The 14,942-nt window shown below is 67.9% G+C and carries 13 protein-coding genes and 3 pseudogenes; 11 read left to right on the top strand and 5 right to left on the bottom strand.

Annotated features, from left to right (window positions below):
- Positions 1-197: 197 nt before the first annotated feature.
- Positions 198-596: a hypothetical protein gene (locus OG381_RS01385; protein WP_327714211.1), complete on the bottom strand. Its 399-nt coding sequence runs from the start codon at positions 594-596 to the stop codon at positions 198-200.
- Here OG381_RS01385 and OG381_RS01380 point away from each other — a divergent pair.
- The 5 genes and pseudogenes from OG381_RS01380 to OG381_RS01360 all read left to right on the top strand — a co-directional run.
- Positions 565-738 (top strand): annotated as a pseudogene (locus tag OG381_RS01380) (ISL3 family transposase); the annotation flags it as partial. The gene OG381_RS01385 and the pseudogene OG381_RS01380 overlap by 32 nt on opposite strands.
- Positions 739-845: 107 nt before the next feature.
- The gene (locus tag OG381_RS01375; RefSeq protein ID WP_327714210.1) at positions 846-1,292 is read left to right on the top strand and encodes a hypothetical protein; all 447 of its coding nucleotides are present in this window, start codon (positions 846-848) and stop codon (positions 1,290-1,292) included.
- A 444-nt stretch (positions 1,293-1,736) separates the two neighbouring features.
- Positions 1,737-2,357, top strand: coding sequence for a TetR family transcriptional regulator (locus tag OG381_RS01370; RefSeq protein ID WP_327714209.1), 621 nt, complete (start codon positions 1,737-1,739; stop codon positions 2,355-2,357).
- A gap of 376 nt (positions 2,358-2,733) precedes the next feature.
- Positions 2,734-3,720, top strand: a complete 987-nt coding sequence (locus OG381_RS01365) for an aldo/keto reductase (RefSeq protein ID WP_327714208.1) — start codon at positions 2,734-2,736, stop codon at positions 3,718-3,720.
- 200 nt (positions 3,721-3,920) lie between these two features.
- Complete coding sequence (locus OG381_RS01360) at positions 3,921-4,088, top strand: hypothetical protein (protein ID WP_327714207.1); 168 nt, start codon at positions 3,921-3,923, stop codon at positions 4,086-4,088.
- 468 nt (positions 4,089-4,556) lie between these two features.
- On the opposite strand, the gene OG381_RS01355 is transcribed toward OG381_RS01360, so the two are convergent.
- Complete coding sequence (locus OG381_RS01355) at positions 4,557-5,993, bottom strand: non-reducing end alpha-L-arabinofuranosidase family hydrolase (protein ID WP_327714206.1); 1,437 nt, start codon at positions 5,991-5,993, stop codon at positions 4,557-4,559.
- A 606-nt stretch (positions 5,994-6,599) separates the two neighbouring features.
- On the opposite strand from OG381_RS01355, the pseudogene OG381_RS01350 reads away from it, so the two are divergent.
- Positions 6,600-6,683 (top strand): annotated as a pseudogene (locus OG381_RS01350) (LacI family DNA-binding transcriptional regulator); the annotation flags it as partial.
- Here the strand turns inward: OG381_RS01350 and OG381_RS01345 are convergent.
- Positions 6,678-7,067, bottom strand: coding sequence for a hypothetical protein (locus tag OG381_RS01345; protein ID WP_327722768.1), 390 nt, complete (start codon positions 7,065-7,067; stop codon positions 6,678-6,680). The pseudogene OG381_RS01350 and the gene OG381_RS01345 sit on opposite strands and share 6 nt — an antisense overlap.
- Between OG381_RS01345 and OG381_RS01340 the strand changes: the two genes are divergently transcribed.
- The 3 genes from OG381_RS01340 (at position 7,057) to OG381_RS49485 (ending at position 11,661) form a co-directional block, all read left to right on the top strand.
- Positions 7,057-9,189: an alpha-galactosidase gene (locus tag OG381_RS01340; RefSeq protein ID WP_327714205.1), complete on the top strand. Its 2,133-nt coding sequence runs from the start codon at positions 7,057-7,059 to the stop codon at positions 9,187-9,189. The two genes, OG381_RS01345 and OG381_RS01340, sit on opposite strands and share 11 nt — an antisense overlap.
- 215 nt (positions 9,190-9,404) lie before the next feature.
- Positions 9,405-10,613 (top strand): RNA-guided endonuclease InsQ/TnpB family protein, encoded by a 1,209-nt coding sequence (locus tag OG381_RS01335; RefSeq protein WP_327714204.1) that lies wholly within the window; start codon positions 9,405-9,407, stop codon positions 10,611-10,613.
- Positions 10,614-11,196: 583 nt separating this feature from the next.
- Positions 11,197-11,661, top strand: a complete 465-nt coding sequence (locus OG381_RS49485) for a transposase (protein ID WP_443061854.1) — start codon at positions 11,197-11,199, stop codon at positions 11,659-11,661.
- Here the strand turns inward: OG381_RS49485 and OG381_RS01330 are convergent.
- Positions 11,651-12,037 carry a YrdB family protein gene (locus OG381_RS01330; protein WP_327714203.1) on the bottom strand — a complete coding sequence of 129 codons (387 nt, stop codon included), beginning with the start codon at positions 12,035-12,037 and terminating at the stop codon, positions 11,651-11,653. The genes OG381_RS49485 and OG381_RS01330 overlap by 11 nt on opposite strands.
- 391 nt (positions 12,038-12,428) lie before the next feature.
- On the opposite strand from OG381_RS01330, the pseudogene OG381_RS01325 reads away from it, so the two are divergent.
- Positions 12,429-12,579: pseudogene (locus tag OG381_RS01325) on the top strand (IS982 family transposase); the annotation flags it as partial.
- Positions 12,580-12,600: 21 nt separating this feature from the next.
- Here the strand turns inward: OG381_RS01325 and OG381_RS01320 are convergent.
- On the bottom strand, positions 12,601-13,197 hold the full coding sequence (locus tag OG381_RS01320; protein ID WP_327714202.1) for an Imm32 family immunity protein: 597 nt from the start codon (positions 13,195-13,197) through the stop codon (positions 12,601-12,603).
- A 758-nt stretch (positions 13,198-13,955) separates the two neighbouring features.
- Here OG381_RS01320 and OG381_RS01315 point away from each other — a divergent pair.
- A complete protein-coding gene (locus tag OG381_RS01315) occupies positions 13,956-14,834 on the top strand; it encodes a MerR family transcriptional regulator (protein WP_327714201.1) in 879 nt (292 codons plus the stop codon).
- The last annotated feature ends 108 nt before the right edge of the window (positions 14,835-14,942 follow it).

Below are 14,942 nucleotides of genomic sequence, written 5' to 3'. Positions count from 1 at the left end.
ACCGGGCGGCCCCGCGGGGCCCGTCCACATGACGGCGCCAGCCTAGGCCGCTCCGGGCCCCGCCCGAACCCCTAATCCTGACCGCGGACCCGGCACGGCCACCCCTAAGGGGCAGGACAGGGGTTCGCGGCCGTAGAAGTCGTCCTTTCCGCCGCACCCGCGGAAACCGGAGGTGCTCCGCCTGCTCACCACCGGCCTCAGCGCCCCGGCGCCTGTGTGCGCGTGTGGCTGAGGTCGGTGCGCAGGACGCGCAGATACTCATGGGAGAGGTGGCGCAGCCGCGCGGCGGTGTACGGGTCGGCCGCGGCGCCGAGTTCGGTCGGCTGTGGCGTACAGGACGTGCCCGATCGCGGCGAGGATTTTGTCGTGCGGGGCGGTCGGCTCGGTGAGAGCGTCGGCCGCGTCCTGAGTGTGGCCGCCTCGCGAAGACGCGCGGCAAGGTGGGCGACGGCGACCGAGGCCCCCAGCGGCAGGCAGCGGGCCGGGCGGCGGTCGGTGTCGAAGTCCTCGTCGCAGCTGACGTGGTCGTGCGTGCGGTCCGCCCAGCCGCTGCCGCAGTAGATCAACCTATGCGAAGCCGCGCTGAGCGAGGTCAAGGCGCACGCACCTGCTGGGCCACCGTCCTGGACGCGCCCCTCGACGACGGCCCTGCGCACAGACCACCCTGAACGCTGGCACCAGATCCACGACCTACTCGGCCAGGGCGTGGGCCGGCTCGAGCGCGCCCGCCGTCTGCAAGCGCCGGGCCGAACATCCCGCTGTTCACAGCACCGTCGGGGGACGTGCGCGTGTGGATCTCAATAGGGTCAGCAGCGTTGACTGACCGTTGGCCGAAGGGGGCGGGCATGCCGGTGGTGAGGCGTCAAGAACTTGAGCCGTATGTCGAGTTCTACGCCCTGTGGGCCGAGGACGCCGATGAAGAGGAGCCCGCAGAGAGTCCTGAGCCCGCTGAGGCTGAACTCCTCGAAGTGCGTGAGCGGCGTCTGTGCTTCAGGAGCGGCGGTCACACGCATCATGCGTCCTTCACCGCGGAGGTGTGGGACCAGGAGCCGCCGGCGGACGAGCGGGAGATCTGGGAGTCGAGCGCGGATACCCAGTGGTATTGCCGCTCCGGGGAGATGGCGCTGTGGTCGTACGGCGGTCCGAGCGAGCCGGTCGTGGAACTGGGGACGGCGGACACACTGTGGCGGGTGCGCGCTTACGTGAGCGGGCAGGAGCGAGTACGCGAGCTCGCCCAGCAGGAGGTGCCCGCCGGGGTGGAACGGTTCCTGGTCCAGTTCTGGCCGGTGTGACCTTGAAAGGTGGGCGGCAGCACAGGAGCGTGCTGCCGCCCCCTTCAGCGTCGTCTCAGGAGACGACCTGCGCGCCTGCTGCACATTGCCTTCGCCGGGCCCTCCGCATCTGCTGGTGGCCGCCGACGAGGGCGAGGCGAAGCCAGCTCGCTGTCTGCTCTCACTCAGAGGGGACAGCACAGGCAGATCCAGGCGACGGCGTTCCGCTTCAAAACCGCCCAGGCCGGTTACCGGGATCTCAGCCCCGTCCAGGCTGACGTCGAGTCCGGTACGACGCCCGGCAAGCACGTGGTGCTCCTCGACGACTGAAGAAACACCGACCATCCCGCACCGGCATGGCCGCGCCGGGTTCGTGGCCGTTCCGCGTTTCCGGATCGCCCGCCTCCGGAGGGAAGGTCTTGCGGGGCTGGCAAACCGAACGGTTTGGTCGTCTATCGTGTCTGTATGCCTCGCTCCGCCGTCTCCCGTAAGACCTCGAACTCCTCGACCGTCGACACGCGGCAGCGGATCCTCGCCGCAGCGAAGGATGAGTTTGCCCGCTACGGCATCGCCGGCGCCCGAGTGGACCGCCTCGCCAAGCAGGCGCGGACCAGCAAGGAACGGGTCTACGCCTACTTCAGCAGCAAAGAGGCCCTCTACCACCACATCACCGGGCACGAGACGGCCGCGCTCATCGAGGCCACCCGCATGGACCCGGCGGACCTGCCGGGCTATGCCGGCATCCTCTTCGACCACTTCACGGCCCACCCGGACCACTATCGGCTCATCACGTGGGGCCGCCTCGAACTCGCCGACGGCGAAGCCGACAGCGACACGGCCGACCCCCTGCTGGCCACCATCACCGGCAAGGTCGAACAGCTCCGCGACGCGCAGCGCGCCGGCCTGATCGATCCCGCCTGGGATCCGGTGGATGTGCTCGCCCTGATCAACCAGATCGCCACCACCTGGGCAGGTCAGCCGGAGATCGGCGCCGCCGCGGCCAAGCTGGCCGCGGACGCCTCCGTCGGCGCACGCCGCGCGGCCGTGGTCGCCGCCGTCGAGCGCCTGTTCCCCCGTCCACGCTGAGCCTCAGACCGCCGAACTCCGAAAAATCTGCATCGCCCTTCCGCACTGCTGCAGCAGACCCGCGAGCCAGGCCCTCTCACCGAGGGTGAATGCGCAGCTGCTCCCGCGAAGACGAAGAGCGGCAGCATGCGGTCCCCGGCTTTTCCACGCTTCTTCGACGATCAGCAGCCATGGCGATCCGGTCCCACGCACCGGCGATCCCGCGCAGGGTGAACTCGGGCTTGGCGGCACTCACGATGCGGTCACGGATCGAAGTCTGCGCGGGTTGGGAAGCTCATGCTTGCGAACCATCCGACCAAACCGTTCGGTTTGACGCCGGAGAATGCCCGGCGTAGGCTTCAAACCGAACTGTTTGGTTTTGCTTCAGGAGGTTCGCATGCATCACAGGACACTCGGCACCCAGGGCCTGACCGCCTCGGCAATCGGCTACGGCTCTATGGGCCTGACCATGGCCTACGGCCCCGGCGACGAGGAGGCGGGCATCGCCGCCATCCGCCGCGCCCACGACCTGGGCGTCACCTTCTTCGACACCGCCGAGCTGTACGGCTTCGGCACCGGCTCCAACGAGATCCTGGTCGGCAAGGCGGTCAAGGACTTCCGCGACGAGGTGGTCCTGGCCACCAAGTTCGGCTTCGACCTGTCCGACCTGTCCCGGGGATTCGGCGCCCTCAACAGCCGCCCGGACAACATCCGCAAGGTCGCTGACAACAGCCTGCGCTACCTGGGCGTCGACCAGATCGACGTTTTCTATCAGCACCGAGTCGACCCGGACGTGCCGATCGAGGAGGTCGCGGGCACCGTCAGCGAGCTGATAGATGCGGGCAAGGTGAAGTACTTCGGCCTGAGCGAGGCGGGCCCGGAGACCATCCGCAAGGCGCACGCCGTCCAGCCGGTCTCGGTCCTGCAGACCGAGTACTCGCTCTTCGAGCGCGAGGTCGAGCAGCTCTTCCCACTGCTCCAGGAACTCGGCATCGGCTTTGTTCCCTATTCACCCCTCGGTCGCGGCTTCATCACCGGTACAGCGAAGCCCGCGGGACAGTACGACGCCACCGACATGCGCAACTCCGATCCGCGCTGGCAGCCCGGCAACTTCGAGAAGAACCTGGACGCCGTTGACCGGCTCGGCAAGCTGGCCTCCGCCAAGGGCATCACCGTCTCCCAGCTCGCCCTGGCCTGGCTGCTCGCCCAGGGCGACCAGATCGTCCCGATCCCGGGCACCCGCAGCGCCGCACGCATGGAAGAGAATGCCCGCGCCGCCGACGTCGCCCTCACGGAGGCCGATCTCGCCGCGATCCGCGAAATCCTCCCGAACGGCGGATTCGGCGCCCGCTACGCCGAAGAGCACGCCCCCAACTGGGTCTGACAAGGAACCAGATCGAAAACGTGTTCCACTACCGCGTCAAGTCCGGAATGGAGGAGCAGTACCAGGCCTATCTGGACAAGGTCCTGCCGATAACCCAGGAGTAGGAGCTCTACATCCTGGCCTACGAGATCTCCCGGGGCAGTGACGGCAGCTACTTCCAGCGCGAGCTCTACGAGAACGAGGAAGCCGTCTGGAAGCACATGGCGCTGACCGCCGAGGGCCAGGCCGACTTCGCCGCCTCCACCGAGATGATCGAACTCGTCATCCTGGGCGAGCTCAGCGAGAAGTTCCGCGATACCCACTCCATCACCACCACCTACACACCCTGCGGTCGCGGTAGAAGCGGCCGAAGTTCGCGGGATCGGTGAGGCCGAGGCGGGCGGCCACAGTCCGGGCGTCCCACTGCGCACCGCCCAGCAGGCGCCGAGAACCACGGCTACGGCAAGGACTACCCGTACGACCCGGACACGGCCGACGGATTCTCCGGTGACGACTACTTCCCCGACGGCATGGACCGCGAGACGTACTACCAGCCCACTCGCAACGGCGACGAAGCCCAGATCACCGAGCCTCTATACGGGCACGCTCAGTCGCACCGACGGCCAGCCGCACGGTCAGGCCATCCAGCACGTCACCTGGCAAGGACGCCCGAACGAGCTGGCCCTGCAGAGCTCCCGCCGCTCCAACCATCGCGACCCCACGATCGAGAGGAACCCCAGCGATGCGCGGCTGGGGTTCCTCACGGCGGTGAATGTCGGTCACCAGGTGGAGGCGCCCACGCCGTAGACGGCTCGTCTACGCGTCGGCGGACCGCACCCCCTCGCGATCACCGTGGATCAGCGCTGCAGGGTGAGCAGGCCCGGCCGGTACGGCAGCGTCAGGTACTCGGTGCCGTCCGAGGAGGGGTTCCTGCCCTGGTAGAGGAGCTGCAGGTTGCAGGGGTCGACGGTCATGGTCTGGTCGGGATTGTCGCGGACCAGGTCACCGTGGCTGATGTCGTTGGTCCAGGCGGCATTGCTGTTGGCCTTGCCGGCGAAGGGGTTGCTTTCGGTGGCGGCCTGCGGGGTCCACGAACCGTTCAGGCTGGAGGCCGTGAACGAGCGGAAGAAGCGCTGCTCGTTCACACCCCGAGCCTCGACGAGCATGAGGTACTGGTTCTGGCCCTTGACCTTGTAGACCTCCGGCGCCTCGAACAGGTTCTTCTCCGTGTCGCTCATGACCGTCGTGAACGAGGAGCCGAAGCTACTGGGGAAGTTCCCGATCGGTATGCTCGCCCGGTAGATGCTGCCGTTGTCAGCGGCGAAGAACAGGTACATGTTCTGGTCGTCGGCGATCATGGGCGGGTCGATCGGGGCGTCCTTCCGGGTCGGATCGGGGTTCTGGGGGAGGGTGCCGGTGAACAGCGCCTGCTTGGCGGACCAGCCGTTGGGGTTGGTGGGGTCGCTGGACGTGCGGTAGTAGAGCGGCCACTGGCTCCACTGGGACACCATCACCCAGATGTTCTTGGGCGCGAAGTAGAACAGTTCGGGCGCCACCGCGGCCTCGGTCATCCCGGTCTGGGTGGCCGCCCCCATGTCCGACCAGTTCGTGAAGGGACTGAACATCGTTGAGCCCCACGACGATCCGTTGGAGGTGGTCGCGTAGACCAGGTTCTTGCCGTTGTACTTCACGGTGGTGAAGTCCTTCAGCGCGACCTGCCCGTTCGCCGGCTGGGCCAGGGGACCGGTTGAGGTCCAGCGGTAGGTCGACGGAAGAGCACACGAGTTGCCCGTCCCGGTGAGGCCGGTCCATTTCTGGTTGGCGCCGCCGTGGCACGACCAGAGCTGTACCCCTGTTCCGTTGGTCTTGCCCCAGCCCGCGGCCTCCAGACACAGCCCGGAGCGCACGCCGGTGATGGTGCCGTCGGGGTTCACCCGCCACTGCTGGTTGTCACTGCCGTTGCATGTCCAGATCTGCACTGGGGTCCCGGGTGTGGTGGCGCCGCCCCGGGCATCCAGGCACTTGTTGCCGTACACGGTCAGCTGGGCGCTGTCCGTCAACGTCCACTGCTGGTTGATGCCGCCGTGGCAGTCCCAGATCTGCACGTTCGCACCGTCGGTCTGGCTGACGCCCGACACATCGAGACACCGGCCGGAATCAACACCGCGCACATCGCTGGTGGTGGCCGCCTGAGCCGGGCCGGCGACGAGCAGCGCCGCCAGCGCGGCCAGAGCCGCGACCACGGCGGCGAGCACCACCGACGGACGTCCGCGACGGAAACCATGTCTGCGCATGAGGACCTCGTTATCCCTGAGCAAGCGACTCCGGTCTTCCCTGTCAGAGGATGTCCGGATTGGCGGTGTTGATAGGATCTGACTGTTCGGTATGCCGAACATAGTTCGAAGTTTCGGTCGAGAAAGATGCGGATTCCGCCGTCCGGGCCGGAGGCCAAGGCGCTGCTCGCTGGCCACGCCGTGCAGCGCCTCCGTGGCGGTCCGGAAGGAGGCGACGCCCAAGCGCTCGACAGGCGGCGCGTCATGGTGCAGCAGGGCGATCCTCTCGTCGAGCGTGAGCCGTTGAGCAGGTCGTCGACGCGCTTCACCTACGGGAGAGCGGTATCGCGGAACGGCGGCCGGTCGGCGTCGGGTAGGAAGGAGGAACCCACGGGAGAGACTTCCAACGGGCGGGACGGAAAAACAGTGGTGAAGCGCTTCGACGCTGTCACCCCTGATCGGGTGTCAATGCCCGAAATGAAGAAAGCTTCTTTTTTCGTCCAACCCCTTGTTTCGCTGGAAAGGCCTCATTAACTTGCGTCGCGGAGTGAAGCGCTTCGACACTCTCGCGCCCTCCCTCGGGGGAAGGGCAGCCCCGGCCGACAGGAAGGAAGCCGAGACACCACCATGGTGACCATCGCCGATGTGGCTCGGCGCGCGGGCGTCTCGACCAGCACCGTAAGACGCGTGCTCAACGGCAGGACCTCAGTGTCCGACGCGACCCGGCGCCGTGTGCAGCGCTCCGTGGCCGAGCTCGGCTACCACCCCGACGCCGGCGCTAAGGCGCTGGTCGACCGCCGTCACGCCTACGACGTCCTGCTGATCACGAGCGACGAACGTACTGAGGGCGTGCGGCGCGTCGCGGCGAGCGGTCTCGCGGACGGCGTGATCGTCATGGTCGTCGAGCTCGACGACCCGCGCATCCAGGTACTGCGGGAGCAGGGCACGCAGGCCGCGCTCATCGGTCTGCCCGACGATTCGCGCCAACCCCCGTGCGGCCTGCCGCCGTACCGGCGCACGCGCGGGCCGGGCGTTCGCCGCGCACACCGGCCGCCGAAACCGAAGAAGCGAAGGAACACTCGCATTGACCGACACCCGCGTTCTCCTCGACTGGGGCCACGACGCCCTGCGCCTGATCATCGACGCCGACCAGGACGGCCGTCCGCGACTGCGTCACCTCGGCGCCCCCGACATGGTGCCGAGGCCGGCCGGTTCGAGGGAGTCGCTGCCGCTGGTCGGGTCCGTCGTGGGCGCCCAGGGCCCGGACTCGTCGGGCCGGCGCATGGTCGACAGTGTTGGCGAACGGCTGCGCTACCTCAGCCACGACGCCCGGCGCGACGGGGACTGGCACCAGTTGACCGTCCGCCTGCACGACCCCGGGACGGACCTCGCCGCTGACGTGGTCTACCGCTCGCCCGACGGCATCCCGGTCCTGCGTGCATACGTGGAGCTGCGCAACGGGGGCAGCAACCCGCTCGACCTGGAGTCGGTCACCTCCCTCGTCCTCGGCGTGCTGACCACGGACCCGGCGCAGTTGGTGACCGCGGACCTGCTGTGGGCGGAGAGCGACTGGATGGACGAGCACCGCTGGCAGCGGCGCCCGTTGCGCCAGGCCGTCCCGCACATCAACGGCCGCGTCCACCAGCCCTACCGCATGGGGACCTTCACCATCGCCGGGAAGGGTTCCTGTTCCACCGGCGGTCACCTGCCGATGGGCGCGCTGAGCGACCGCGAGACGGGGCGGACCTGGCTGTGGCAGCTGGAGACCAACGGCGGCGGCTGGCAGTGGGATTGCGGGGAGAACATGGACACGGGATTCCTGTCCCTGTCCGGCCCCACCAACGTTCGGCACGGCTGGTCGCACCGTCTTGAGCCGGGGGCGAGCTTCACGACCGTCCCCGTGGCCCTCGCCCTCACCGAGACCGGCGGCACCGACGAGGCGTTCGCCGTCCTCACCCGATACCGGCGGGCGATCCGCCGCCCGCACCCCGACCACCAGCACCTTCCCGTCATCTTCAACGACTACATGAACTGCCTGATGGGCGACCCGACCACGGCCCGCCTGCTGCCGCACATCGACGCCGCCGCCGAGGCGGGCGCCGAGTATTTCGTCATCGACGCGGGCTGGTACGACGACGGGGACGGCGGCTGGTGGACCACCGTCGGCGCGTGGGAGCCCGCCCTCACCCGCTTTCCCGGCGAGGGCGGCCTGGGGGAGGTCATGGATCGGATACGGGAGCGCGGCATGGTGCCGGGACTGTGGCTGGAACCGGAAGTGGTGGGGGTGGAAAGCCCGGTCGCCACCGCCCTGCCCGACGAAGCGTTCTTCCGCCGCCACGGCGCCCGCGTCAACGCGAACGGCCGCTACCACCTCGACCTGCGCCACCCCGCCGCCCGCGCCCACCTGGACTCGGTGGTGGACCGGCTCGTCGACGGCCTGGGCATCGGCTACTTGAAACTCGACTACAACGTGGACGCGGGTTCCGGCACCAGCAGTCACCCCGGTGAGGCCCCGGCGGACGGCCTGCTCGGCCACAACCGTGCCTTCCTCGACTGGCTGGACGGCGTGTTGGACCGCCACCCGGGCCTCGTCCTGGAGAGCTGCGCCTCCGGCGGCAAGCGCGCCGATTACGCCCTTCTCTCGCGCGTCCAACTGCACTCCACCAGCGACCAGCAGAACCTGGAGTTGTACGCCCCGATCGCGGCGGCCGCACCCACCGCGGTCACGCCGGAACAAGGGGCGGTGTGGGCGTACCCGCTGCCCGACGACACCCTCGACGAGGTCGCCTTCACCATGGCCAGCGCCCTCCTCGGCCGCATCCACCTCTCCGGCCTCCTCCCCGAACTCGCCCCCGAAGCCCTCGCGTTGGTGCACGAGGCCGTCGCTGTCCACAAGACGATCCGCGGTGACCTGGCCACCGCTGTCCCCGCGTGGCCGCTGGGCCTCCCCGGCTGGTACGACCCATGGGTCGCCCTGGCTCTGCACACACCCGACACCACATACGTCACCGTGTGGCGCCGTCCCAGTGACGACTCCGACGAGTCGGCCGTTCTCCCGTTCCCGACCCTTCACGGCGCCCGGGTCGGCGTCGACGTGCTGTACCCCTCCACCACCAAGGCGCAAGCCACGTGGGACCCGGAGGCCGCGACGCTCGACGTCTCCCTCCCGTCGGCCCCTTCGGCGGTCCTGCTCCGTCTCTCCACCCGCCCGGAGTGAACCGACAGAACAAATAGCGACGGCTCCGCACCGGGGAGGTGTGGAGCCATTCATCGGTGTTCTCCTTCGTGGATACCCCGGTCTTCAGGCCGGGGAGGAATCGAAGCTCCTGCGGAGCAGGGCAGGGGAAGCCGGTTCGCCGCCCAGGCGGACCGGCGTGCGCCGTCTATCGGCCGACTCTCTTTGCGCACACGGAAATTGATACGCTGTGAGGTATGGCGGGGCAGGTCAAGCGGGCGTTCAAGTACCGCTTTTACCCCACCGGCGTGCAGGCGGCTGAGTTGTCGCGTACGTTCGGTTGTGTCCGCCTCGTCTATAACAAGGCCTTGGAGGAGCGCACGCGGGCCTGGTACGGCGAGCAGCGCCGCATCTCCTATGTGCAGTCCTCGGCCGCGTTGACGCAGTGGAAGAAGACCGAGGAGCTGGCTTTTCTGGCGGAGGTGTCCTCGGTTCCGTTGCAGCAGGCGCTGCGCCATTTGCAGACGGCGTTCGGGAATTTCTTCGCCCAGCGTGCGAAGTACCCGCGCTACAAGTCCCGCAAGAAGTCCCGCGCGTCGGCCGAGTACACGCGTAGCGCCTTCACCTGGCGCGACGGACAGCTGACCTTGGCGAAGATGACGCAGCCCTTGGACATCCGCTGGTCGCGTCCGCTGCCCGAGGGGACGGAGCCGAGCACGGTGACGGTGTCCCGTGACGCGGCGGGTCGCTGGTTCGTGTCCCTGCTGTGCGAGGACCGCATCGCCCCGGCCCCGGCCACCACGAACGCGGTGGGCCTGGACGCCGGGATCACCTCCCTGGTGACCCTGTCCACCGGCGAGAAGGTCGCCAACCCGAGGCATGAGAGGCGGGATCGGGCGCGGCTGGCCCGTGCGCAGCGGGAGTTGTCGCGCAGGGCGAAGGGCTCGGCGAACCGGGCCAAGGCCCGCCGCAAGGTCGCCCGCGTGCATGCGCGGATCGCCGACCGGCGCCGCGATGTTCTGCACAAGCTGTCGACTCGACTCGTCCGCGAGAACCAAACGGTCGTGATCGAGGACCTGAGCGTGCGCAACCTGCTGAAGAACGGCACGCTCGCACGCGCCATCAGTGATGCGGCCTGGACGCAGCTGCGCTCCATGCTGGAGTACAAGTGCGCCTGGTACGGGCGCGAGCTCGTGGTGGTCGACCGATGGTTTCCCAGCAGCAAGCTGTGCGGGAACTGCGGCACGGTCGCGGCGAAGATGCCGCTGAACGTCCGCGTGTGGATGTGCGTGTGCGGTGCGGTGCATGACCGCGACGTGAACGCGGCACGTAACATCCTGGCCGCCGGGCTGGCGGCGTCTGCCTGTGGAGACGGTGTAAGACCTCAACGGGAGTCCTCCCGGACGGGGCGGTCGTCGGTGAAGCAGGAACCCCAGCGGGCGACCGCTGGAATCCCCCGCCTTTAGGCGGGGGAGGAAGTCAACGTCTTCCTGAACTCCACGGCGACAGCGGTGGTGGCCTGCTGCAGCGGACGCCGACCCATCACGATGGAGACAGCCGACACCTCCGACTCCGGCGCCCAACCTCCAGCGTGACAACACGCCTGCCCTGTGACCCCCATCGTGCTTCAGCTCAACGAGCAGGTGCTGGGCCCGTCGGCCGGCGCGGTTACTGACCTTGCGGGCGTGATGTCGTGAGGATCGACGAGTTGCGCTGGGTGCGGGTCCTGGCTCATACAAGATTTTCGTAGCCGCTGACCGGTCCGCTGGGCCGTGACATCCCTCTGTTCCAGCGGGATGCTGCCTGTGTGCGATGACGTGTTGAAGCTGTTGCCGCAGATCGGTGCTGTGGAGATCGGTTCGATCGAGGAGTCCGAGGATGTGGTTGTGATCTCCGCGCGATCTCGGGCGGGACCGGCCGTATGTACCGGTTGCGGCCGGATCTCTGACGGGGAGCACAGTCGGTACGTGCGACACGTTGCTGAACCTTCCCCTTGATCGTGGACACCTGGAGACTGGGATCTTGAGGTTCCAGAGGAAGTAGCACCAGGTGGGAAGCAAGTACACGAAGCGATACACCGAAGAGTTCAAGCAGGACGCGATCGCGCTCGTCGACTCCTCGAGCAAAACGGTCACGGCGTTCGCCGGGGAACTCGGTATCAGTTCCGAGTCTCTGCGCGGCTGGTACCGCAAGGCGAAGGCGGAGCAAGGGCGAGGGCACTCCCGACGAATCGAGCAGTGCCGAGCGCGAGGAGCTCAAGCGGCTGCGGCGGGAGAACCGCGATCAGCAGCAAACGATCGAGATCCTGAAAAAGGCGACCGCCTTCTTCGTGAAGGAGAACGACCGGTGAGTGAGTTGTGGGGTTCATCCATGCGGAGAAGGCGAACCACGACGATCTCTGGGCGATCAACGGCTACGAAAATCTTGTATGAGCCTGGCTCTCTTGGAGGGATGACTCCGTCGGCGCCCATCCGGCCAACGGCGCGAACGTATCGGAGGCGGATCAGTGGCTGAGCAGCCAGCCGATTCGGTCGTAGGCGAGGACCTGGTAGCCGACCATGATCACAAGGAGCTGGCGGGCCGCGCGGCGCAGGCCGGCGAAGTGGAGCGCCGCCACCGCGCCGAAGAACACAGTGAGTTCGAGGAGCAGGCGCACTGGTCCGGGGGTGTGAATGTCGCTCTCGCCAGAACGGGACGGGTCACCCGGCACGGCGAAGGAACCCCACGCCCAGCCCGCAGCCACGGGCAGTGCGACGACCAGCAGCCAGCGCCACGGTGAGGGGACCTTGCGCCAGGACCAGACGGCCAGGCAGAGCAGCGAGACCAGCTCAAGCAGGAAGCGGATCGCGAGCATGGCGTTGTTGTTGGCGAGCGCCAGCGTGACGTTCACCAGGCCTCCGCAGGTGCCTCAACCAGCATGTCATCGTCCCCCGTTGATGCCGACCCGCGCGCTGTCAGTCGTTGATCAGGTCACGTCGGGTGGAGTGAAGCATCCTTCCGCAACCGGGAAGCCCCCGACAAGAGCCGACGACCTGATCGAGGCGGTGACTGTGGTCGGCCACGGCGATCTGCCTTACCGGGCCTCCACTGCCGCGGCTCGGGAGGACGGGCCATCGACTCGGCAGACCGCCGGCTCTCCCTTTCCTCCATAAGAGCCGCACCCATCCTCGATCGCGGGGAGGCCTTGTCGGTGCGTGAGCTGGGAGCCGCTCTGGTGCTGCGCAGCCCGGCATCGGTGGTCTAGTAACACCTGCAGAACCTGGAACGCAGCGGCCCCTCACGGGGAGCTCGACCTGGAACAACACGGCGGACAGACCTTCGAGAGCGTCGCCATCCGCGTCACCCAACGCGTCCTGGCGATGGCAGCCCGAATCTGGCACAACAACCCGATACGCGCCCGCCACTCGCTCCTTGATCGCCTACGACCATTGATCACATCCGCTGCGGGCCTGTTCACCCGGTCGGCATACCTCCGTGCGGGCTGTTGACCACCAAGGGCAGTGAACCTGCCACCAGGTAGGGATGCTCGGGGAAGTATTCGATGTGGAGGTGACCGCCGTCCTCAGCGGTGGCCATGGCGTGCAGATTTTCGGCCAGGACAGCCCTGGCATCGGGGTCGCCGCTGATCACAAGGGTCTGCCGCTGGGCGTCAAGAACGATGCGGACACCGGAGCCGGGTGCCTTCCTGGCTTCGACCCCCGCCAGGGTGTTGCCGTCACCCGAAGACGCAGGCGCGGACGCGGACGCGGACCTGATGAACCCTTCGCCGTCGGCTATCGCCCTTGCCAAGCAAGCCAGTTCTGTCGCCGTCGCGGTGAGATCTACTTCGCCGTAGACGGGGTCGGACTCGAGTCTCACAGACGTGGCTCCTTCAAGGTCGGCCTCCATAATGCCTGCGAAGACCACACACCCAGGTACGTCGGAGCAACTCGTCGAGCAGGCCATCCCGAACAGCGGCACCTCGCCGGGCTCCATGTCGGTGCGGATGCGGATGCGGTTGAGCCGGACCGGGTGGCGCCAGCGTCCGGCGCTGTCCCGGGCGACATCCACGGCGGCTTCGGCGACGACGTCGGGCGTGACCAGGTGCGCGGACAGCTGCTCCCGTGAGCCCCACCCTGCACGGAAGGTGCGTGCCCTTCAGGGGTGGTCGGGCGTCCGGGAGGTGTTCAGGGGCCCGGCCCCCCTTTTTTGAGGAGGATCGAAATGCTTGTTCGCTCGCACGGGTGGGCGTGAGTATCGGTGCGTCGTCAGTGGTCCTGCTTATTGTGCAGGGGGCGAGGTCTGGCGGCGGTTCATCAAGAGGCCCCGCTGGGGCTGTCAGCTTTTCGGCCAGGGGATGACATGTGCGGTGTCGGTCGGATCTGCGGTGTGGGGGCGGCCGCGCTGTTTCACCAGGATGTCCCGTTCGGCCTTGGTGAGGAGTTGTGATGCGGAAGGTCGTTCTCGGCGTGTTCGTGGCGTTGGCTGCGGTGCTTGCGGTGGCGCCGTTTGGCCGGCGCGGATCAGACCCAGACCGTGGCCTGCTGCGGCATGCCGCCCGGTCAGACGTAAAGGGCGTTCACCAGCGGTGGCGGAGTGTCAGCTGATGCTGTGTGTCGGCGGTCAGTGGGAATTCCCCAGCGCGGCCACGTGGCGGGGAGCTATATGGCCCCTGGTGGTCACTCTGCGTTCCCGGATGGTTCGTCGTTCTTGATCGGTCCCGGCGGCAGTCAGGGCCTGGTTCCGGTGGCACTTGGATGGGGTGTTGCACATGCCGTAGTGGCATGTGGTGGGGTCGGGGCACCACAGCACGAAAGGCTCTGTCTGCGATGTACCCCTCCCTTACGCCTCCCCGGCAGGTCAAGATCGGTGATGCCGCCGCGTTCGCCGGGATCACCCCACGCGCCATCCGTCACTACCACGAGATCGGTCTGCTGCCGGAGCCCGAGCGCGGCGGGGACGGCCGCCGCCGCTACGGCTATGACGACATGAGCCGCCTGCTGTGGATCCGCAAGATGGCTGATGCCGGTATCAGCCTGGACGACATGCGGGCCGCCTTCGGCGAAGCCGGCGGCGAAGCCCTGGACCAAGCCCCGGATATCGAGTCGGTCCTGAGCAGGCTGGAGGAAAGCTTGGCGGCGCAGGAGGCCGCCATCAAACGTCGGCGCGCGGCCGTCCAGCGCCTGCAGGCGGTGGGCAGCCCGCTGGGGCTGCTCTCCGAACTGGTCACGGACCGGCTCAGCCACCTGCCCCCGGGCGCGTTGCGCCCCTGCGATCTGGACGCCCTGCTGGTCACGGAACGGATCTTCGGGCCGCTGGGCGCCGCCATCCAGGCCGGCACGTTCATCGTGTTGGCCACCCACCCCGACCTGCGGGCCGAGGAGGACCGTCTTGAGGCGGCCGAGGCCGCCCTCGACGACGGCGTCGATCCCGACGACCCGCGCGTCGAAGAGCTCGCCGTACAGCGATGCGCTCACCAGATGGCCCTGAATCAGGCCATCGAGGCAGCTGGTCTCGACGCGGCCGAGGAGAAGATCTTCGAGATCTACGACGCCGACCTGAAAGGGGAGGAGGGCACAGAGATGAGTGCCGCCGTAGCGATCACCAAGATGCCTTACGACTTCTCTCCTGCCCGGAGGCGCTGCGTGGAACTCGCCGGACGGCTCGTCGGCGAGGCCCTTGCCGACGCCCACCCCGCGGACAGCTGATCGCCTGCGCCCTGGCACTGACGTGGCCCAGCCCCGCCCGCCCGGCACATACCTGCCCGCCAGGGGACGGAACACCAGGCACTCGATGCCGACGGCTGTGTAGTCGGC

This window comes from Streptomyces sp. NBC_00490 (assembly GCF_036013645.1).
GTDB lineage: Bacteria > Actinomycetota > Actinomycetes > Streptomycetales > Streptomycetaceae > Streptomyces > Streptomyces canus_F.
Note: the sequence above shows the minus strand (reverse complement) of the source record. Positions and strands in the feature narration are given on the sequence as shown.